The sequence below is a fragment of the Staphylococcus pragensis genome (genome assembly GCF_004785665.1).
Lineage (GTDB): Bacteria > Bacillota > Bacilli > Staphylococcales > Staphylococcaceae > Staphylococcus > Staphylococcus pragensis.
The window spans coordinates 78,070-98,205 of record NZ_SRPJ01000001.1; the positions used below are offsets into that span (position 1 = coordinate 78,070).

22 protein-coding genes are annotated in these 20,136 nt (G+C 33.8%); 15 read left to right on the forward strand and 7 right to left on the reverse strand.

Features of this window, described 5'->3' with window-relative positions; all coding sequences use genetic code 11:
* Positions 1-82: 82 nt before the first annotated feature.
* Positions 83-799 (forward strand): YebC/PmpR family DNA-binding transcriptional regulator, encoded by a 717-nt coding sequence (locus tag E2558_RS00395; protein WP_126565034.1) that lies wholly within the window; start codon positions 83-85, stop codon positions 797-799.
* Positions 799-1,281, forward strand: coding sequence for a cupin domain-containing protein (locus E2558_RS00400; RefSeq protein ID WP_126565035.1), 483 nt, complete (start codon positions 799-801; stop codon positions 1,279-1,281). The genes E2558_RS00395 and E2558_RS00400 overlap by 1 nt, the downstream gene beginning before the upstream one ends.
* A gap of 81 nt (positions 1,282-1,362) precedes the next feature.
* Here E2558_RS00400 and E2558_RS00405 read toward each other — a convergent pair whose 3' ends face one another.
* Positions 1,363-2,466 (reverse strand): 5-methyltetrahydropteroyltriglutamate--homocysteine S-methyltransferase, encoded by a 1,104-nt coding sequence (locus E2558_RS00405; protein ID WP_126565036.1) that lies wholly within the window; start codon positions 2,464-2,466, stop codon positions 1,363-1,365.
* Between the two features lie 219 nt (positions 2,467-2,685).
* Between E2558_RS00405 and E2558_RS00410 the strand changes: the two genes are divergently transcribed.
* From E2558_RS00410 to E2558_RS00425, 4 genes are all read left to right on the forward strand, one after another.
* Positions 2,686-3,324 carry a ribonuclease FAU-1 family protein gene (locus E2558_RS00410; RefSeq protein WP_126565037.1) on the forward strand — a complete coding sequence of 213 codons (639 nt, stop codon included), beginning with the start codon at positions 2,686-2,688 and terminating at the stop codon, positions 3,322-3,324.
* A 170-nt stretch (positions 3,325-3,494) separates the two neighbouring features.
* Entirely contained in the window at positions 3,495-4,349 is an 855-nt protein-coding gene (locus E2558_RS00415) for a LysR family transcriptional regulator (protein WP_126565038.1), read from the forward strand.
* Positions 4,350-4,395: 46 nt separating this feature from the next.
* Complete coding sequence (locus tag E2558_RS00420) at positions 4,396-5,616, forward strand: sugar efflux transporter (RefSeq protein WP_126565039.1); 1,221 nt, start codon at positions 4,396-4,398, stop codon at positions 5,614-5,616.
* Positions 5,616-6,104 (forward strand): DUF456 domain-containing protein, encoded by a 489-nt coding sequence (locus E2558_RS00425; protein WP_126565040.1) that lies wholly within the window; start codon positions 5,616-5,618, stop codon positions 6,102-6,104. Before E2558_RS00420 ends, E2558_RS00425 begins: the two co-directional genes overlap by 1 nt.
* Before the next feature lie 112 nt (positions 6,105-6,216).
* Here E2558_RS00425 and E2558_RS00430 read toward each other — a convergent pair whose 3' ends face one another.
* Entirely contained in the window at positions 6,217-6,906 is a 690-nt protein-coding gene (locus E2558_RS00430; protein WP_126565041.1) for a DUF1129 family protein, read from the reverse strand.
* 128 nt (positions 6,907-7,034) lie between these two features.
* Between E2558_RS00430 and E2558_RS00435 the strand changes: the two genes are divergently transcribed.
* The 4 genes from E2558_RS00435 (at position 7,035) to E2558_RS00450 (ending at position 9,273) form a co-directional block, all read left to right on the forward strand.
* The gene (locus E2558_RS00435) at positions 7,035-7,484 is read left to right on the forward strand and encodes a GNAT family N-acetyltransferase (protein ID WP_126565042.1); all 450 of its coding nucleotides are present in this window, start codon (positions 7,035-7,037) and stop codon (positions 7,482-7,484) included.
* A gap of 67 nt (positions 7,485-7,551) precedes the next feature.
* Entirely contained in the window at positions 7,552-8,043 is a 492-nt protein-coding gene (locus E2558_RS00440; RefSeq protein WP_126565043.1) for an SA0632 family lipoprotein, read from the forward strand.
* A gap of 285 nt (positions 8,044-8,328) precedes the next feature.
* Entirely contained in the window at positions 8,329-8,625 is a 297-nt protein-coding gene (locus tag E2558_RS00445; protein WP_103298198.1) for a hypothetical protein, read from the forward strand.
* A 105-nt stretch (positions 8,626-8,730) separates the two neighbouring features.
* Positions 8,731-9,273 carry a GNAT family N-acetyltransferase gene (locus E2558_RS00450; protein WP_126565044.1) on the forward strand — a complete coding sequence of 181 codons (543 nt, stop codon included), beginning with the start codon at positions 8,731-8,733 and terminating at the stop codon, positions 9,271-9,273.
* 63 nt (positions 9,274-9,336) lie between these two features.
* Here E2558_RS00450 and E2558_RS00455 read toward each other — a convergent pair whose 3' ends face one another.
* The 4 genes from E2558_RS00455 to E2558_RS00470 all read right to left on the reverse strand — a co-directional run bounded on the left by E2558_RS00455 (position 9,337) and on the right by E2558_RS00470 (position 12,192).
* Complete coding sequence (locus E2558_RS00455) at positions 9,337-9,903, reverse strand: LOG family protein (protein WP_126565045.1); 567 nt, start codon at positions 9,901-9,903, stop codon at positions 9,337-9,339.
* Positions 9,900-10,361, reverse strand: a complete 462-nt coding sequence (locus tag E2558_RS00460; protein ID WP_126565046.1) for a YaiI/YqxD family protein — start codon at positions 10,359-10,361, stop codon at positions 9,900-9,902. The genes E2558_RS00455 and E2558_RS00460 overlap by 4 nt, the downstream gene beginning before the upstream one ends.
* Positions 10,362-10,366: 5 nt before the next feature.
* On the reverse strand, positions 10,367-11,041 hold the full coding sequence (locus tag E2558_RS00465) for a hypothetical protein (protein WP_126565047.1): 675 nt from the start codon (positions 11,039-11,041) through the stop codon (positions 10,367-10,369).
* Positions 11,042-11,322: 281 nt separating this feature from the next.
* Complete coding sequence (locus E2558_RS00470) at positions 11,323-12,192, reverse strand: undecaprenyl-diphosphate phosphatase (RefSeq protein ID WP_126565048.1); 870 nt, start codon at positions 12,190-12,192, stop codon at positions 11,323-11,325.
* Between the two features lie 406 nt (positions 12,193-12,598).
* Between E2558_RS00470 and E2558_RS00475 the strand changes: the two genes are divergently transcribed.
* On the forward strand, positions 12,599-14,230 hold the full coding sequence (locus tag E2558_RS00475; protein ID WP_126565049.1) for an ABC transporter ATP-binding protein/permease: 1,632 nt from the start codon (positions 12,599-12,601) through the stop codon (positions 14,228-14,230).
* Positions 14,227-15,891 carry a thiol reductant ABC exporter subunit CydC gene (gene cydC / locus E2558_RS00480; RefSeq protein WP_126565050.1) on the forward strand — a complete coding sequence of 555 codons (1,665 nt, stop codon included), beginning with the start codon at positions 14,227-14,229 and terminating at the stop codon, positions 15,889-15,891. Before E2558_RS00475 ends, cydC begins: the two co-directional genes overlap by 4 nt.
* A 508-nt stretch (positions 15,892-16,399) precedes the next feature.
* Here the strand turns inward: cydC and mgrA are convergent.
* Positions 16,400-16,837 carry a global transcriptional regulator MgrA gene (mgrA, locus tag E2558_RS00485; RefSeq protein ID WP_126565051.1) on the reverse strand — a complete coding sequence of 146 codons (438 nt, stop codon included), beginning with the start codon at positions 16,835-16,837 and terminating at the stop codon, positions 16,400-16,402.
* A 223-nt stretch (positions 16,838-17,060) separates the two neighbouring features.
* Between mgrA and E2558_RS00490 the strand changes: the two genes are divergently transcribed.
* The 3 genes from E2558_RS00490 (at position 17,061) to E2558_RS00500 (ending at position 20,113) form a co-directional block, all read left to right on the forward strand.
* The gene (locus E2558_RS00490) at positions 17,061-17,987 is read left to right on the forward strand and encodes a CobW family GTP-binding protein (protein WP_126565052.1); all 927 of its coding nucleotides are present in this window, start codon (positions 17,061-17,063) and stop codon (positions 17,985-17,987) included.
* A gap of 92 nt (positions 17,988-18,079) precedes the next feature.
* Positions 18,080-18,376, forward strand: coding sequence for a hypothetical protein (locus tag E2558_RS00495; RefSeq protein WP_126565053.1), 297 nt, complete (start codon positions 18,080-18,082; stop codon positions 18,374-18,376).
* Between the two features lie 168 nt (positions 18,377-18,544).
* Positions 18,545-20,113 (forward strand): SLC13 family permease, encoded by a 1,569-nt coding sequence (locus tag E2558_RS00500; protein ID WP_126565054.1) that lies wholly within the window; start codon positions 18,545-18,547, stop codon positions 20,111-20,113.
* Positions 20,114-20,136: the final 23 nt, after the last annotated feature.

The following is a 20,136-nucleotide window of genomic DNA, read 5'->3' on the forward strand; positions in this document are numbered from 1 at the left end:
ATTATGTGACACACCTACTTTAGACAACACTAGAGTAATACTATATAATAAGGATTATTGAGTATGAAAGTGAGATGACATTATGGGACGTAAATGGAACAACATTAAAGAGAAAAAAGCCCAAAAAGATAAAAATACAAGTAGAATATATGCTAAATTTGGTAAAGAAATTTATGTGGCTGCAAAATCAGGTGAGCCTAATCCAGAATCTAACCAAGCATTAAGATTAGTGCTTGAAAGAGCTAAAACTTATTCTGTACCAAATCACATTATCGATAGAGCAATCGATAAAGCAAAAGGCGCTGGAGATGAAAACTACGATCACCTACGTTATGAAGGTTTCGGTCCAAGTGGCTCAATGTTAATCGTTGATGCTTTAACGAACAACGTAAACCGTACTGCCTCAGACGTAAGAGCAGCTTTCGGTAAGAATGGCGGAAATATGGGTGTATCTGGCTCAGTAGCCTACATGTTCGACCATACTGCTACATTTGGTATTGAAGGCAAATCAGCTGACGATGTCCTTGAAGCATTAATGGAACAAGACGTAGATGTAAGAGACGTTGTAGAAGACGGCGATTTAACCATCGTTTACGCTGAACCAGATCAATTTGCACAAGTGCAAGATGCTTTACGTCAAACAGGTGTTGAAGATTTCAAGATTGCAGAATTTGAAATGTTACCACAAACAGATATCGAATTATCTGAAGAAGACCAAGCTACATTTGAAAAATTAATCGACGCACTTGAAGATTTAGAAGACGTTCAAAACGTATTCCATAACGTGGACTTAAAATAATGAATGTTAACGCAGAATATTGGATAAAGCATCTTAATCTTACGCCCCATCCAGAAGGTGGCTACTTTAAAGAAACGATGCGAGAACATATGAGTAACTCAGAAAGAGCGCCATTCAGTAGCATTTATTTCCTACTGAACACAGGCGATATCTCGCACTTCCATCGCATCGATGCCGATGAAGTATGGTACTATCATGCCGGCGCACCTTTAACAATTCATATGATTACACCAGACGGCGATTATCAAACTGCACAATTAGGTCCTTTTTTGGAAAAGGGGAATGTATTACAACACCTCGTGCCAAAAGGTACCATCTTCGCCTCAAGTCTAACTGATACAGAAGGTTATAGCTTGGTAGGGTGTATGTGCCAGCCAGCATTTGAATTTAACCATTTCGAGTTATTCACCCAAGACGAGTTACATCATATGTATCCCGAACATAAAGAAATCATCCAGCGCTACGCTTTACCACACAAGTAAGCTACACCGAGCACCCATCACTCGCCCCCAAAAGGCGAGTGATGCGTGTCTCCGTGTAGCTTTCTTACATTAACAAGCCTATCATTCAGCACTACCTAGCAATTCATTCGCCAATTCTACAACATATGCTAACTTCGCCCATTGCTCTTCCTCAGTAAGGCGGTTACCTTCTTCAGTAGAGGCGAATCCACATTGAGGACTAATACAAATATGGTCTAAATCGACATATTGTTGTGCTTCTTTGACACGTTGCTTAATTAATTCCTTATCTTCAAGTTCCGGCGTTTTCGATGTAATTAAACCAAGCACGGCATACGCCTGTTTATTAAAATAACGTAAAGGCTCGAAATCGCCAGAACGATCATCATCGTATTCTAGGAAGAAACCATGCAAGTGTTCTTTAAACAAATACGGCGCAATGGCTTCGTAACCACCAGAAATCGCCCACGTAGATTGATAATTACCACGACAAATATGTGTCGTTAATACCAAATCATCGGGTAAACCGTCTACTGCTTCATTAATCACTTTATAAGCAAGTTCTCTAGCTTGTACTTTTTCTTCATCAGTACGTTGACGTCCACGTACTTTTTGAGTACCTTCAGTTAATCCTGCCCAATACACATCATCGATTTGGATATAACGTGCACCTAAATCATAAAATTTTTGTAAGGATTGGTGATATACTTTAGCGATATCATGCGCAAAGTCTTCAATATTAGGATAAACATCTTCATTTAATATATTAGGGTGGAATAATTGGTTAGGACTAAGAATAGACACTTTAGCTGTAGCGCGTCCATCTACTTTGTCATATAAAAATTTAAAATGCTCAAAGTGGGGGTGTTGAGGATTATAGCTGACTTTATCCACGACTTTCACATTATGTGCACGTGTTTCTACACCTTCAAATTCTAAACCGTGTTCAGGTGTATAACCTTCTACGCCATTAATATTTTCTAAGAAATCAAAGTGCCACCAACTACGACGGAATTCACCATCAGTAATACTATGTAAGCCAATCTCAATTTGTTTTTCAATAATACGTTCAATTTCTTCATTTTCAATTTGTGTTAAATCTTCTTGAGAAATTTCATTATTGCTAAATTTAGCGCGTGCCTCTTTTAAGCGTTGAGGACGTAAAAGACTTCCAACGTGATCAGCTCGAAATGGTCTAATTGACATAAGCAAAACTCCTTTACACTCTATTTAGAATTTTCTGACAATGTAAAATAAAGTTATCAAATACGAGTATTTTTGTCAATTTTCCCTAAAAGATTAATAGATGTAGTAAAATAAATATGAAAACTTTAATGACTATATGTGCGAATTACAAATATATACGACTTAAGATGACATCACTAGGTCAGTTTAATATAATAATGACAAGGAGTTGGTGGCTTTATGAAAATAAAATACATAGATAAACGTCACTGGCGTCGCCTTATTGAACGTGATTACATAGAGGTTAAGGTAAATAATAATAGATTTAAGGGTATTATTGGCTTGGTCACGATGAAGAAGGTTCGCGAACCTTTAGAGGTGACGGTAGTAGGCCAGAATATAGTTGTTGCTAAAGATAACTATCAATGGTTACAAATCTTGCCGGAAAAGAAACGTTATAGTATTACAGCAATGTTTGATGATAAAGGTCAGCCGTTGGAATACTATTTTGATATTAATATTAAAAATATTACGCAAAAAGGGAATGCGAGAACATTAGACTTATTTTTAGATGTTTTAGTCTTACCCTCCACAGGCGAATATGAACTCGTAGATGAAGATGATTTAGCTTTGGCTTTGGAAAATGGACAAATCACTAGAAAACAATATCATGAAGCCTATATGATTGCGCATCAATTAATGATTGAAATCAGTGAGAACTTTTCGGAAGTCAATCAGCGTATTATGTATTGTTACAACAAAATGGTGAGCAAATTGGATAAACCAAACAAACCCAATCATTCAAATAAACCAAGTGAAATCACTCATCATAAAACGTATAAGCATCATATGAAACAAAATAAATCACATCTTAAATAGTGCACATTGCACTTCGCACATCGCACGTATATGTATCCTATGTGCAATGAATGTGACATCTTAAGCGTTGTTTACTACATCATTAGTTTAATTATTATAAATGACCTTCACTATCATTTATCTTAACAGTCATAGCCATATTCGTGGATAAACAGAAGTAGGGGGAAGCTATGAAAATAGAGGATTACCGTTTATTAATTACATTAGATGAAACAAGAACGTTGCGCAAAGCTGCTGAAATTCTATATATTTCACAACCTGCAGTAACACAACGTTTAAAAGCCATTGAGCATTCATTTGGTGTAGACATATTTATTCGTACAAAGAAACAACTTATCACAACTACAGAAGGTGCAATGATTATTGAGCATGCACGTGATATGTTAAAACGTGAGCGATTATTTTTTGATAAAATGCAAGCCCATATTGGCGAAGTCAATGGGACAATATCGATAGGCTGTTCATCGTTAATAGGACAAACCTTGTTACCAGAAGTGCTTAGCTTATATAATTCACAATTTCCAAATGTAGAAATCCAAGTTCAAGTAGGATCAACTGAACAGATTAAAGCGAATCATAGAGATTATCACGTCATGATTACACGCGGAAATAAAGTGATGAATTTGACGAATAGTCATCTCTTTGATGATGATCATTACTTTATTTATCCGAAAGAACGTCGTGAAGAAGTATCTAAACTACCATTTATTGAATTTCAAGCTGATCCAATTTATATTAATCAGATTAAAGAGTGGTATAATGAGAATCTTGGTCAAGACTATCACGCGACGATTACGGTTGACCAAGTTGCGACATGCAAGGAGATGTTAATCAGTGGTGTTGGGGTAACGATATTACCGGAAATTATGATGAAGAATATCGATAAGAATTTATTTGAATTTGAGAAGGTTAATATCGATTCACAACCACTTATCCGTTCAACTTACATGAGTTATGACAGTAGTATGTTACAACTTCCACAAGTTGAATCATTTGTTACGCTTATGCTTAACTATATTCGATAATAGTTTCTAAATAGTGCAATTGATTCGAAGAACTGAGGTGTATTCTATGTTTACAGCATTATTGCATATTAAAAACTATAAGTTATTTGTTGTAAATATGATGTTATTAGGAATGGGGATCGCCATTACGGTGCCTTATTTTGTTTTATTTGCAACGAAGGAATTGGGGATGTCTACTAACCAATTCGGACTACTGCTAGCTTTAGCGGCAGTCAGTCAATTTACGGTGAATTCTATCGTAGCGCGCTTTTCTGATACACATCAAGTGAATCGGAAAGTATTAATTATAAGCGCATTGTTGATGGGAGCCATCAGTTTTTCAATTTATTTTTATATACATAATCAATGGTTATTTATTATTGTGTATGCTATTTTTCAAGGGTTATTTGCACCGGCTATGCCTCAACTTTATGCATCTGCAAGAGAGTCTATTAATGCGTCCTCGTCCAGAAATAATGCCAAGTTTGCTAATACCGTATTGCGTTCTATGTTCTCATTTGGATTTTTATTCGGTCCTTTAATTGGCGCATACTTAATTCAATATTCAGGCTACGCAGGCCTCTTCGGCGGTACGGTTATTATTCTTTTATTTACATTAGTACTTCAAATTTTCTTTTATAAGGACTTGAACTTAAATCCACAAGATCAAGTAGGTGGCACAGCAAATATTGAGAAAACAGCCCCGAATATGTTGAAGGATAAAACACTTTTTATTCCATTTATTGCCTTTATCTTATTACATATTGGTCAGTGGATGTATACAATGAACATGCCTTTATTTGTCACTGATTATTTAAAAGAAGAAGAAGGATATGTAGGCACATTGGCAAGTTTATGCGCCGGCTTAGAAGTACCATTCATGGTGATTTTAGGTATACTATCAGCGAAATTTGCCACGCGCACGCTATTGATTATTGGCGCGATTAGCGGTGGTGCTTTTTACTTTAGTATTGGTGTATTTGAGAACATTTATATGATGATGGTTGGCCAAATTTTCTTAGCATTATTTTTAGCGATTCTATTAGGACTAGGAATTAGCTACTTCCAAGATATTTTACCTGATTTCCCAGGTTATGCATCGACGCTATTTGCGAATGCGATGGTAATTGGTCAATTGTTAGGAAATTTATTAGGTGGAGCTATGAGTCATTGGGTTGGTTTGGAGAATGTGTTCTTCGTTTCAGCGACATCTATTTTCTTAGGCATGATTTTAATCTTGTTTACTAAAGATCAAAAATTTACAGAAGCGGATGTGAGAGTGGAATAATGGATATCATACTATGGATTTTAATTATATTAGCATTTATCATTGCTTTTATTGGATTAATTAAACCAATTATTCCATCTGTACTTATATTATGGATTGGTTTTTTAATTTATCAATTCGGTTTTCACGATAAAGGATTATCATGGATATTCTATGTAGCGATGATTATATTTACCGTCTTCATTTTATTATCAGACTTCATAATGAATAAATATTTCGTAAATCGATTTGGTGGCTCTAAATTAGGTGAATACGTCGCATTAATTGGCGTTATTGTAGGATGCTTTGTTTTACCACCATTTGGTATTATTATCGTGCCATTTGTAGCAGTATTAGTCGTTGAATTAATACAAGATTTTGATTTTGGAAAAGCTCTAAAAGCAAGTTTTGGCTCAGTAATGGCCTTCTTGGCAAGTACAGTAGCACAAGCCATCATCATGGTGATCATGGTCATTTGGTTCTTCATTGATGTGTGGTTTGTAGGATAGTTAAAATTTAAAATATATAATCACACGAAAAGCCCATAAATGCTAAGACGCATTTATGGGCTCGTTTTATATCAAAAGTATATATTTTGAAAAGATAGGAAAAATGATTAATTTATAAGACAGTATTTGAATCTTGGTTGCCAAAATGATGTTCGATATAAAACGCAATCGGTGTAATTATGAGCGACATAATAATAAAAGCCCAATTACTAATACGGATATAAGGACCAAAATTTAAAAATGATTGTGGAATAAAAATAACGTAAAATAACGCAATAATTAATAAAATAATGAGTCCATAATTAAATAACCATATCCAATGAGAATTATTAAAACTTTGTAATTGAACCGTTTTAAATATGACAAGAATGAATAAAAATATAATAAAAATACTAACAATTACAGTAAGAGGAAATGAATATAAATAAACATCATTGTTATCTCCACCAATAAAGAACCCAATAAATCCTTTGAAAAAACAAAATATACCGATTAAGAACATAAAATTTCTAAAAATATATTTAAAGATATTTTGAAATGTTTCATTAGGTAATGATTTAATTTCTTTCTTCGCATGCGCCTCTGGATCATGATTGAAAAATTCTAAAGCCAATGTGCCTTCTTGTTCAGCAGCAAGTAGTTGCTTTAAGATACGATTAAGCATGAGCTCACTATCGTGTGGGTTAACACGTAAATCAGCACGAACGTACGTCATATAGTTTTCAAAAATTTCTCTATCTGTATTATTTAAGCGTAATGATTTAACATTATTTTCACGTGCTAACTTGGCAGTGGATTTCATTTATGATTTAATCTCCCTTAATGTCTAAACTTTTTTAGTTTTAAAAAAATAGATTAATATATGTTAAATATGGATAATCATATCATAGTTAAGTATAGAATATAATCTGAAAATAAAGGAAAAAGTTTATGCAAAAGTTAAAGATTGAAGATACAAAATGGATTGAAACAATTGCGAGACTCCATGAATATTATTTAGAACAGCGTGAAGTAGATTATAATGCTACGCGTATGTCGATTGCATTAAGACAAGAAATGATTGTTCGAAGACTTCAGTATAGTGAAGGTGTAATATTTATAAAACTTGATAGCCAAAAAGCACAATTAATTGCTTTTGTTTGGGGACATTATGAACGAAGCTTCGATACAGTAATAACGGAAATGTTGTATACGGGTCCTCATTTTCGAGGAAAAGGTTATGCTACACAATTAAAACGAATGTTAGAACAATGGGCGGTTAATCAAGGTGCTTCAGCGATAGAAGGAACAGTAGATGCTAACAATGAGAAAATGATTCATATTAACAAAGCGAGAGGGTATGAAGTTAGTCATCTCAAGATGCGTAAAGACTTAAGGTAATCCAATGAACAGATTTTTAATTCGTGTTAAAATAAGGTGTATTGACTTGTAATTAAAGGAGAGAAACATGAAGAAATGGTTAGTACTTTTGCTATCTGCAATGCTCATGTTATCTGCATGTGGTAAGAGTGACGAAAGAGCATCATTAGAACATGATATTAAGCAATTGAAAAAAGAAAATGATGAGTTGAAAAATCAAAAGAAAGATTTGGAAAAACAAAAAGAAAAATTGAATGAGCAACGCGAAAAATTAGAAAAAGACGTTGACCATTCGGTAGCGACTGAATCAGCTAAAAAAGAAGAAGAGCGTGATAATGAGAAGGATTCTTCAGATAGTTCAAGTGAAGCGTCTAGCAATGAGTCGGAATCAAAGGCTTCTCAAGATACTCAAAGCAATGAGTCATCTGAAACATCATCAAATGAGGATGCAAGCGCTGAAAATTCTAATAATAGCGGAGAACAGTCTAATTCCAATAGTAGTAATGAGTCGAGTGATTCCACTCAAAATTCAAATGTTGATGATAATTCATCTGAAGAGAATAGTTCATCTAGTAATTAAAAAAACACTTTAGATTCCACAACTCAAGACAATCAAGCATTGTCTAATTAATATTTCCATTTTAGATTGATGGCGATATAAGCACAGTATGTAAAAAGTTTGATTATAATTGAGGTAGGGTAAACGTAAGACAAATACTTACATTATCAACAATTAGCTCATACATATTCAACAACGTATGAATAAAAGATGAGTATATGTAGTTATGAATGATTCATAATTATAAAATTTTAAGAATTAGATTAGTTACAAATTTAAATAAAAACAATATTGGAGAGATGACTTATGCATGAACAAGATTTTCACATTTTAGAAGGTCGCGACATCACATTACCGGAATTAGGTCGTGAAATTGAGAATATTACTGGACGCACAATTGTAGACTCTACTGGTGAAATTAAACGTGTAGTAGCACATTTACCAAACTTTGAATCAGACACAGATACATTTGTTGCGACATTTAAATTAAATCATCGTAATGATTTTGTAGATGCTACATTTATTGCACCGAAAGATCAACGTGACCGATTAAAAGAAATTCCAGTCCACATTAAACTTATTAGCTATATTTCAAAAGCTTAATCTAGAAAGTTTAATAGAACGAAGTATAAATAAAGTGTGCTATGGATCTTCGACCATATCGCACTTTTTTAATAATTGTATTTTCTCTGTATTGAGGTGGTCGTAATGGTAGTTTATATTGAGACAGAAAGATTAAAATTACGCGATTGGGAACAAGCAGATTTATTACCTTTTCAAAAAATGAATGCCAATCCACAAGTGAGACGTTATTTCCCAAGTTTATTGAGCTATCGTCGTTCTGAATTAGACATGAAAAAGATGGATGACATACTTAAAGAAAAGGGCATCGGTTTATTTGCAGTCGAACTTAAAGAAACGGGAGAATGGTTGGGATATATCGGCGTGAATTACTTACCTAAAGATAGCAAATATCCATTCGAAGAATTACCGCTATACGAAATTGGCTGGCGTCTTATTCCAGAAGTATGGGGCAATGGAATTGCTACAGAAGGTGCTGAAGCCGTACTTGAATTTGCAAAAGAAAAAGGCATTGAAGAGATATATAGCTTCACAGCTGAAGAGAATTTACCTTCCAGAAAAGTAATGGAAAAAATTGGTATGACCTTTTACGACAACTTTGAATTACCAGAATTAAGTAAATACCATATGTTAAAGCGACAAATACGTTATTATAAAAAATTAACTTAATGAAAAAAGCGACATTTGAACGGATATGGTATCCATTCTTAATGTCGCTTAATTATTGCCAAATTAGTCGTATGTACGAACACCTAAAGGTTTATAATTTAATAAACCCTCTATTAATTCCTCTTTTGTATCGTAAAGAGGGGCTAAATCTTTATACTTTTTATCAATAAACCCTTCTCCAATCATATGAGCGATTAACTGTTGAAGCGGTTCAAAGAAGCCATTTAGATTGAAAACGCCAATAGGTTTTTGATGAATGCCGATTTGAGCCCAACTATACATTTCAAAGAATTCTTCAAGTGATCCTGCACCACCAGGAGCCATTACAAAGGCATCTGCTAATTCCGTCATTTTTTCTTTACGTTGATGCATTGAATCCACTAGAATCAATTCGCTTACTTTTTGACTCGTAATTTCACGTTCATCTAACATTTTAGGCATCACACCAATGGCACGACCACCATGATCTAATACACCATCTTGAATGGCGCCCATAATCCCAACTGAACCAGCACCGAACACTAACTCGTAACCTTGCTCGGCCATATACTTACCAAATTTGTAAGCTTCTTCAACGTAAATTGGATCATTTCCTTTACTTGCACCGCAATATACCGCAATACGTTTCATATTGTATCCTCCTTCAATTGCTGAATAACTTGTTTAAATGCTATTCTAAATTGTTGTTTATCTTCTTTTGAAAATGGGGGAGGCCCTTTATGTCGACCACCTTGATGTCTAATAAGTGCGTTATTATAACGTTGTTGTAATAACATATCTATATTTTGATTATTAAAAATATGCCCTTTATGATGCATCACCAGTTGAACTTTAGATAACAGTAAGCTAGCTAAACCATAGTCTTGTGTAATCACAATATCATCCGAGGTTGCTAGTTGAATAATTTTATAATCTACGGCATCAGGGCCATCATCTATATACAACGTCTTCACATGTTCAGGATAAACCTTATTTGAAAAGTGACTAAAACTACGTAAAATTGTAACAAAAATGCCTGTCCCAGAAGTTAATTCAATAACTGAATCGACTACTGGACAAGCATCGCCATCAATAAATACTGTTGTCATAAAAATTATGCCTTAGTATAATCTTCTTGTTTATTTTGAGTTACTACACTATTAGCATCATAGTCTTTAAACTTTTTCATTTCTTTGATGCGTGCTTTTTCTTGTTGCTTTTGAAGTTTCTTCTCTTCTTTATGACGCTTATCAATACTCTTTTGAAGTTTTTTATCTAATTTATTAACTTCTTTTTTATTTTCTTTTTCTAGCTTTTCGCCTTTTTTCTCAGTTTCATCATCAAGTTTACCAGGTGTTAAACCTACTTTTTCTTGATACTTTTGAGTTTTTTTCAATTCTTTAATACGTTGTTTTTCATTTTTCTCACGTGCTTTTTCTTCTTCTTTGTGGCGTTGTTCAATATTTTTTTGAAGCTTTTTATCCATTTTGTCAGCTTCTTTACGATTTTTCTTCGCTAATTTTTCGCCTTTTTTCTGAATGTATTTTGGATCATTTTCTTTCGCAATTTTTTTCAATTCGCGTTTATTATCAAATTCTTGTTTTTTATCACCAAAATAATCTTTAACATCTGAAGCTTTGCCAGCAATCGCATGTGACGCATTTGATGTAGCGTGTGAAGCTTTTTGAACGTCAGGATGAGACTTAATACGTTTACGTTCCACAATTAGTGGCACAAGAAAAATTGGTAATACATTAATCGTTGTTTTAATGATCGTCTTTTTGTCCATACTCGTTGCCTCCATTAATTTTACTATATCCCTTCAATACCCTATGATACATGAAAGTAAACGAGGGCACTAGCGGAAACACTTACTGTTGTGAACGCTTTTAAAATAAAAAAAGAAGGTTGAGACATAAAGAATTTGTGCTCTGGGAAACCGATTAACGGCGTCCCAAAAGCAGGATTTTCGCCAGAATCTCTCACAACTCGACAAAATTTGAGAAACAATTTTGCTCATTGTTCGGTTCTGCTCAAATCCTAAACGCTTTTGTCCCAACCTCTTGTATATTAAATATGTTGACCAATTCCGAAACCGAAATAAAGAATTGCGATAAAGATTACTAATACGATTCGATAAATAGCGAACGGAATTAATTTAACTTTATTAATTAAGTGTAGGAATGTTTTGATTGCGATTAAACCAACAATAAATGAAGCTAAGAAACCGATTAAATAAAACGGAATATGTGCAAGTTCGATATATTGTAAGTTTTTAACTAATGATAAAGCACTAGCTGCTAACATAATTGGTACAGCCATAATAAATGTGAAATCTGAAGCCGATTTATGGTCTAATTTCATAAGTACACCAGTTGAAATTGTAGAACCAGAACGACTGAAACCAGGCCACATTGCTATCGCTTGTGAAATACCAATTACAAAAGCTTGAAGATAAGTAATTTGGTCCACAGTTTGTGGGTTTTTGACTTTAGTGCTAAATCTATCTGCTATAATCATGTAAATTGCACCAAGGAATAAACCAATCATAACAGTTGGCACACTAAATAAATGTTCTTCAATAAAATCATCAAATAATACGCCTAAAATACCAGCTGGAATCATCCCAACTAATATATGTAATAAGTTTAAACGACGTGGTTTAGAACGAAATTCTTCATTTATAGAAGAGTTTCTATGTTTTCCAATATGTAACATTTCGAAATAACGTTCACGGAAGACCCAAGCTGCCGCAAAAACAGATCCTAATTGGATGACAACTTTAAAAGTAAAAGCTGAATGAGAACCTAGAAAATTCGTTGATTTTAACCACATGTCGTCAACAAGAATCATATGTCCTGTTGAGGATACTGGCGCAAACTCAGTCAAACCTTCAACGATACCTAGGATTAAAGCTTTGATAAACTCGATAATAATCATAAGTAACCTCTTTCTTTTATTAAAAAATTAAAATTTTGTAGTCTTAAAATATATTGTTGTCAAAATTCACTTTATTATAATATCATATTAAATTAAAGCTTTGCTAATGATATTAAAGTAGAACACTATAAACATCAAAAAATAGAAAGAGAAAATAAATTTTATAATGAAAGTGCTACATATAAATAGTTGTTATGTTACAAAATATTTTAAATACCCACTTAATAATTTATATTTAATGACCTATTCAATACAACGGACTAAAGTATGAAATCTGCATACACTCAAAATATAAAAGCACCTCATCTTATATTACTAGCAATCCACCTTGTCACTAATTTTTCAAATTTAATTAAATGATAAATAGGTTATAAGTTCTTATAATAGTAAATTAGGTGAAGTTAAAATGAAAAAACTAATGAATTTAGTCTTTAAATATAAAATATTCCCATTTTTTATGGGAATCATCAGTTTGTTACTCGCCATTAGCGTAGTGATACAAAATATGAGTATTGCCGAATTCTTAAATCGCATGCTTTATCACCAACATACCTCTATTTATCCATTATTATTACTGATTTTAATCGTACTTATTTTAAGAGCCACATTAAATACGATTAATTTGCGCTTAGGTGATCGATTAGCAACAAAAATAAAACATCAGCTCAGAGAACAAGTATTATTTAAACAGTCATCCGTCGCCATTGGTACACAAATTAACATTTTGACAGAAACGATTGATGGCTTAGCACCATTTTTCAAAAGCTATTTACCCCAAGTCTTTAAATCAATGATGATACCATTCATTATTATCTTAGCCATGTGTTTTATTCATTTAAATACAGCACTTATCATGATAGTCACAGCGCCCTTTATTCCGCTGTTTTACATTATATTTGGCCTGAAGACACGAGACGAATCCAAAGACCAAATGACACATCTTAACCAATTTAGCCAAAGATTTTTAAACGTAACACAGGGTCTCATCACATTAAAGCTATTTAAACGTACTGAACACACAGAATCCCAAATCTATAAAGATAGCACACAATTCAGAGATCTCACGATGCGAATTCTACGTAGCGCTTTCCTCTCAGGCCTTATGCTCGAATTTATTAGCATGCTTGGCATTGGATTAGTAGCATTAGAAGCAGCATTGAGCCTCGTCGTCTTTCATAACATTAACTTTAGAACAGCCGCAATCGCGATTATCCTAGCGCCTGAATTTTACAATGCTATCAAAGATTTAGGCCAAGCTTTCCATACCGGCAAGCAAAGTGAAGGTGCAAGCGATATCGTATTTGAATTTTTAGCTTCTGAAAATGCAGAACCAAACAGTAAACCAGAAATTGTACCTACACAAACGTCCCAAATTAAGATGGCAAATGTTCATTATCAATATCCTAACACCACTACATTTGTCATCAAAGACGTATCATTAAAGATTAATCAAGGTGAGAAAATTGCCATTGTAGGCCCAAGTGGAGCAGGTAAAACAACACTGGCGCGCTTACTTACACAGTCGCTCAAACCGACACATGGAAATGTGACATTTAGCAGTGACGTGTCTAATATAGGCATGCTTAGTCAACATCCATACCTATTTTCAGCAACAATAAAAGAAAATATTGCGATGTTTAAGGACGTCAAAGATGAAGTTGTTCTTGAAGTATTAGAAAGGGTAGGACTTCAAGATAAAGTCCAAAGCTTAGCTCAAGGCATCCATACGCCTATCGGGGAAGGTGGCGAAATGTTATCTGGAGGACAAATGCGTCGTCTTGAATTATCACGCGTGCTATTAACAAATCCAGATATCGTCATTTTTGATGAGCCGACGACAGGTTTAGATTTAGACACCGAAAGAGTGATTCAACAAGCTATTGCGCAATATTTCGAGCATACAACAATGATTATCATTGCGCATCGTACATCTACTATTCGACAAGCAACGCGTCGCTTATTTATTGAACACGGACAACTTATTAAAGATGATGATGATATTTCCGTGAGTTACACAAAAGGTGGTGAACAACGATGAAACCACGTATTCAATTTCGACCTGATAAAGATTTGATATTAGCGATATTAACAGGCATAGCAGGAGGTTTAGTGGCATTAGCTATGTTCTTTCTAAGCGGGTATATGGTTACTCAAAGTGCCCTAGGTGCCCCCTTATATGCGTTAATAGTACTCGTTGTATCTGTAAAATTATTTGGTTTCCTACGTGCTTTTGCACGCTATGGAGAACGCTTATTGTCCCATCGCACGACATTTACAATGCTTCGTGATGTAAGGGTGCAATTCTTGAAACACTTAATTCCACGTGTACCGAATATTTATCGTAAATATAAATCAAGTGACCTTATTTCTAAAATGATAAGTAAAGTAGAAGCACTTCAAAACATCTATTTACGTGTGTACTACCCACCAATCGTTATTGGCTTTACAGCAATGATTGCAGCTGTAACGTTGATTTATTTTAGCGTGGCACATGCAATTATTATTGTGATTAGTATGCTATGTTCGTTATGGATAGTACCGTGGCTTAGTGCTAAGCGTGCACGTACATTAAAACAACAAGTGGCATTACAGCAACAAGATACTTTAGCGAAATTTTATGATTATAAAGAAGGTTATGAAGAATTAAATTGTTTTAATCAAACTGAAGCATATCGTCAAGCTGTGCTCACATCAATGCATCAGTATGATACATTGCAAGCGAAAGAGACACGTTTCTTAACGTTGTATGATTATATGCTAAATATACTTGCAATGTTAGCTCTATTTGCGAGTCTTGCTCTCGGTGCAATACAAGTGGGCAATGGTCAGCTTAATGTTATCTATTTAACAAGTATTGTATTAATGATGTTGACGCTATTTGAACAAGCCGTTCCAATGAGTAACTTTGCATATTATAAAGCCGATACAGATGAAGCGTTGGAAGATTTAAATGGTGTTTTGTCGTATCCTACTACTACTTCAACCTCTGACATTACTTCTAGAGATGGAAACGTATTTGAAGTTAAAGATCTAACGTTTAATTATCTCTATCAAGAGACGCCGGTGTTAAATAAAATTAATTTAACTGTCAATAAGGGAGAGAAAGTGGCAATTATCGGTCCGTCTGGTTCTGGTAAAAGTACGTTACTTCAAATTTTAAGTGGTTTATATGAGATACCACATGGTGACGTTAGACTTTATAGTCAGACAGTGACAGATATCACAGAGGATGCACGTTATAGTGAACTTAACGTGTTATTGCAAGCGCAACAGTTATTTGACGGTACCATTCGCGAGAATTTATTTTCAGAAGAAAAGGATGAAACATTACTGCAAGTGTTAGAACAAGTTAATTTAGGACATTTAAAATTAGATCAACAGCTTACACTTGATGGGCATACGTTATCGGGAGGAGAGATTCAACGATTGGCGTTTGCGCGCTTGCTCTTGAAAAAGGCGGATGTATGGATATTAGATGAACCAACGACAGCATTGGATGAAGCGAATACTCAAAATGTGATGCGTTTGGTGGAACAATATTCGGAAACAATGGTAGTTGCTACGCATGATATAGAGTTACTATCGCGATTTGATAAAATTGTTGTGATGATTGATGGTCAAGTGATTGAACAAGGGAGTTATGAAGCTCTAGTTGAAAAGGATAGTTATTTCAGTCGTTTGATGAAAGAAAATGCTTAGATGAACATTTACTCATTTTTGTTGCGACGCTTTCTTGCGGGAAAGGCTCAAGCCTGTAGTCATGTAAAGGCGTTCTTAGATAGATATTCACTCGTTTAAGTTGTTGCGCTTTCCAGGGGTGCTGTCTCAGCCTGTAGTCTTCGACTAGCACTGCTCCCCTAGGAGTCTTCACAACTACACTTCGTAATCTATCTTAGAACTACTTACGTAAGTGTGTGAATACTTACGTTCATTAATAACTCTAACTCCCTCAGGCGTCACTCAACAACAATCGTAGTTTATTTTTAGAATTTCTTACATAAGTGCATAGCACTTACGTGTATCAATACTTTTAACTATGTACCAATATTTGCAGTTCATTTCTAAAACCATTTGTATAAATATTAATTGAAACGAAAAACCTGAGATATCTATTGCATTTAGATACCTCAGGTTTTTCGTTATTGATAAATATATAAAATTGATTCAAACCGTATAACTTTAATTAGCGTTGTATTAGCATGTCATTTTATTTGTTTTCAGTAAAGGCGTCGATGACTTTGCCTAATAGACGATTGAGTTCTTTCACTTCATCAGTACTTAATGAAGAAGCGGTAGCAACTTTTGTAGATGCATCGCTTAATTCAGGTTTGATTTTTTCACTTTTCTCAGTAAGATGAATGAATACTTCACGTTGGTCAACTTCAGAACGTTCACGTTTGATTAAATCAACATGTTCCATTCTTTTTAATAAAGGTGATACCGTACCAGTATCTAAGGCGAGTTCAGTTACTACCTTTTTAACATTTACAGGAGATTCATCCCATAAAATACTTAACACTAAAAATTGTGGGTAAGTCAGGTTGTACTTTTTAAAGACTTTATTTGAATAGTAGCGATTTACTTGTCTTTGTGCATTGTACAAACTAAAGCATAGTTGCTCTTTCAAATTATGTTGTTCAGACATTAAAGTTCTCCTCCAGACATTCTATCCGTCTCTCTATATTTCGGATTAAATTTCGTCTATGTTGTGTAAAATATAACTTGCAACACACTTCGTTTCAATGCCATGCTAAAATTAAAGTATGCTTAAATTTTAGAAGATAATTCTATTTTAATCAAGTATAATCTAAAACATATACTTATATTATCAAATTCAAATATTTTTTGATTAGAAAAGAGTTTTAAAAATGATAAATAATAAAAATGAAAAAATATCTATTACAATTGTTAGTGGCTTCTTAGGAAGTGGCAAAACTACATTCTTAAAATATTATATAGACCAATTATTAAAAAAAGATGAGAAAGTTACTATTATTATGAATGAATTTGGACAATTTGATGTCGACAGCTTGTTAGTGGGCGAAGATGTGTCGGTTAAATCTTTAATTAATGGTTGTGTCTGTTGTGATTTAAATAATGATTTAGTCAATCAATTGAATATATTAGTTCAACAAGAAGAAACGCAACATATTGTCATTGAAGCAACAGGTATTGCTCATCCATTAGAAATTTTTACTGCATGCCAAGATCCTACTATTATTAAAGAGGTGCAAACGCCACAAATTATTGGTCTCGTAGATGCGCAACGATTTTCAAAAAAAGATGACTACACTGAGTCGACTATGCGTTTAATGGAAGAGCAAATTGCATATAGTGACGTGATTATTCTTAACAAAACTGATTTAGTAGAGGAAGAAGTATTGCGAGATATTGAAGCCGAATTAAAACGTCTTAACTCTCAAGCGACGCTAATTAGTACGACGTATAGCCAAGTGGATGATGAACAGTTAGAGGGGAGTAATCATCATCCATTAACATCACATCGTCATGCTCATCATCATGGCATTCAATCTATGCAATATACGTTTACCTCTGCCATAGATCGCCAACTCTTCTATCAATTTATTTTAAGATTGCCTGATAATGTCTTACGTTTAAAGGGTTTTGTAAAATTCAGAGATTTGCCTGAAGCGACATATGAATTCCAATATTCTATGGGCTTACCCGATTATGGAGTAATCGATAAAAATGTCCCTTTAACGATTGTAATTATTGGAGAAGGTATAGATATAAATCGTCTGCGTAACCAGTTAGAGATGATTCAATTTACTTAAAAGAGACTCATGTGAATGTTAAGACTTTGTCACATGTAATATATAGGAGAAAGTTAGGTTATATCTTATAATGTAAAAAGGAGGGTTTGTGCATGAATAATGAAGATAAACGTACAAAGCAAATCAGCTTTGAATTTAAATGGATTACAATTCCATATGTTATTTTTGCGATTATCGTTTTATTACTAAACATTTTTTATACTAATATCAAAGTAACGATGGCATTATTCGGCCTTTTCTTTGCTTATAATTTAGGTATGTTATTTATCGCATTTATTAATAAATTTAAGCGAACGCTAATTTTAACATTGATTTTAACGATTTTAAGTGCCGCAGTATTCTTTATATTACTATATGTATTTGGATTAAATCGTGAAATTTTTGGATAAACCAACTGTATTAAAAAGAACTTTGTGATGTATTAATAGCATTTCAAAGTTCTTTTATTTTTTATCTAAAAATTATTAAAAATTAAGGACATTATTTTGTGTATTATTTAAATAAAGCGCTTTCTTGATATACTAGTAGTGTATCCATCTTAAAGGAGGGTAATAAAAATGTCAGACAAAACGTTATCAAAAACGGAAAATTTAAGCGCAAATCATCAGAAAGAAAATGAAAAGAAAAGCAAAGGATATAAGCCATTTTGGATTATAGCAAGTTTTGTTGTTTTATTTATTATTTTATTATTACCTACACCAGCAGGCTTACCTATTATGGCTAAGGGCGCCTTAGCGATTTTAGCTTTTGCAGTGATTATGTGGGTAACTGAAGCGGTTACTTATCCAGTATCTTCTACAATGATTTTAGGTTTAATTATTTTAATTCTCGGTTTTAGTCCAGTTCAAAATCTTACTGAAAAGCTTGGTAATCCGAAAGCTGGCGATAAAATATTATCTGGTAATGATTTATTAGGGACAGGGAATGCACTGAGTCACGCTTTTAGTGGGTTCTCAACCTCTGCAGTTGCACTTGTAGCAGCCGCTTTATTTTTAGCTGCAGCTATGCAAGAAACAAATTTACATAAACGCTTAGCTTTACTTGTGTTATCTATAGTAGGAAATAAAACACGTAATATAGTTATTGGTGCTATTTTAGTATCTATTATTTTAGCCTTCTTTGTACCTTCAGCTACTGCTAGAGCTGGCGCAGTAGTTCCGATTTTACTTGGAATGATTGCTGCATTTAAAGTATCGAAAGATAGTAAACTGGCTTCATTATTAATTATTACAGCTGTACAAGCTGTATCCATCTGGAATATAGGTATTAAAACGGCTGCTGCTCAGAATATTGTAGCGGTAAATTTTATTAATCAAAACTTAGGGCATGATGTTTCATGGGGAGAATGGTTTTTATATGCTGCACCATGGTCTATACTAATGTCTATCGCTTTATATTTTATAATGATGAAAGTTATGCCTCCAGAACGTGAATCAATTGAAGGTGGGAAGAAGTTAATTAAAGCAGAGCTTGATAAATTAGGTCCTGTTTCTCCTCAAGAATGGCGTTTAATTGTTATTTCAATTTTATTACTTATTTTTTGGTCAACAGAAAAAATATTACATCCCATAGACTCAGCTTCTATAACGATTATTGCTTTAGCTATCATGCTTACGCCGAAAGTAGGAGTAATGTCATGGAAAGGCGTTGAAAAGAAAATCCCATGGGGCACAATTATTGTATTTGGTGTCGGTATATCTTTAGGCAATGTATTGTTAAAAACGGGTGCAGCGCAATGGCTAAGCGATAAAACATTTGGCTTAATGGGTCTTGATCATCTACCAATTATCGCTACCATCGCATTAATTACATTATTTAACATTATCATACATCTTGGTTTCGCAAGTGCTACAAGTTTAGCATCAGCACTGATTCCGGTATTTATTTCATTAACATCGACCCTACATCTTGGTGATCAATCTATAGGATTTGTATTAATACAGCAGTTTGTTATTAGTTTCGGATTTTTACTACCAGTTAGCGCCCCTCAAAACATGCTTGCGTATGGTACAAATACCTTTACGGTTAAAGACTTCTTAAAGACAGGCATTCCTTTAACAATTGTTGGCTATATACTTGTCATCATATTGAGTTTAACGTATTGGCATTGGCTTGGTTTAGTATAGTTATTTTAAATATGAGATGACAT

Coding starts and splice junctions, on each gene's coding strand:
- E2558_RS00395 (WP_126565034.1), top strand. CDS start 83: ATGGGACGTAAATGGAACAACATTAAAGAGAAAAAAGCCCAAAAAGAT.
- E2558_RS00400 (WP_126565035.1), top strand. CDS start 799: ATGAATGTTAACGCAGAATATTGGATAAAGCATCTTAATCTTACGCCC.
- E2558_RS00405 (WP_126565036.1), bottom strand. CDS start 2,466: ATGTCAATTAGACCATTTCGAGCTGATCACGTTGGAAGTCTTTTACGT.
- E2558_RS00410 (WP_126565037.1), top strand. CDS start 2,686: ATGAAAATAAAATACATAGATAAACGTCACTGGCGTCGCCTTATTGAA.
- E2558_RS00415 (WP_126565038.1), top strand. CDS start 3,495: ATGAAAATAGAGGATTACCGTTTATTAATTACATTAGATGAAACAAGA.
- E2558_RS00420 (WP_126565039.1), top strand. CDS start 4,396: ATGTTTACAGCATTATTGCATATTAAAAACTATAAGTTATTTGTTGTA.
- E2558_RS00425 (WP_126565040.1), top strand. CDS start 5,616: ATGGATATCATACTATGGATTTTAATTATATTAGCATTTATCATTGCT.
- E2558_RS00430 (WP_126565041.1), bottom strand. CDS start 6,906: ATGAAATCCACTGCCAAGTTAGCACGTGAAAATAATGTTAAATCATTA.
- E2558_RS00435 (WP_126565042.1), top strand. CDS start 7,035: ATGCAAAAGTTAAAGATTGAAGATACAAAATGGATTGAAACAATTGCG.
- E2558_RS00440 (WP_126565043.1), top strand. CDS start 7,552: ATGAAGAAATGGTTAGTACTTTTGCTATCTGCAATGCTCATGTTATCT.
- E2558_RS00445 (WP_103298198.1), top strand. CDS start 8,329: ATGCATGAACAAGATTTTCACATTTTAGAAGGTCGCGACATCACATTA.
- E2558_RS00450 (WP_126565044.1), top strand. CDS start 8,731: ATGGTAGTTTATATTGAGACAGAAAGATTAAAATTACGCGATTGGGAA.
- E2558_RS00455 (WP_126565045.1), bottom strand. CDS start 9,903: ATGAAACGTATTGCGGTATATTGCGGTGCAAGTAAAGGAAATGATCCA.
- E2558_RS00460 (WP_126565046.1), bottom strand. CDS start 10,361: ATGACAACAGTATTTATTGATGGCGATGCTTGTCCAGTAGTCGATTCA.
- E2558_RS00465 (WP_126565047.1), bottom strand. CDS start 11,041: ATGGACAAAAAGACGATCATTAAAACAACGATTAATGTATTACCAATT.
- E2558_RS00470 (WP_126565048.1), bottom strand. CDS start 12,192: ATGATTATTATCGAGTTTATCAAAGCTTTAATCCTAGGTATCGTTGAA.
- E2558_RS00475 (WP_126565049.1), top strand. CDS start 12,599: ATGAAAAAACTAATGAATTTAGTCTTTAAATATAAAATATTCCCATTT.
- cydC (WP_126565050.1), top strand. CDS start 14,227: ATGAAACCACGTATTCAATTTCGACCTGATAAAGATTTGATATTAGCG.
- mgrA (WP_126565051.1), bottom strand. CDS start 16,837: ATGTCTGAACAACATAATTTGAAAGAGCAACTATGCTTTAGTTTGTAC.
- E2558_RS00490 (WP_126565052.1), top strand. CDS start 17,061: ATGATAAATAATAAAAATGAAAAAATATCTATTACAATTGTTAGTGGC.
- E2558_RS00495 (WP_126565053.1), top strand. CDS start 18,080: ATGAATAATGAAGATAAACGTACAAAGCAAATCAGCTTTGAATTTAAA.
- E2558_RS00500 (WP_126565054.1), top strand. CDS start 18,545: ATGTCAGACAAAACGTTATCAAAAACGGAAAATTTAAGCGCAAATCAT.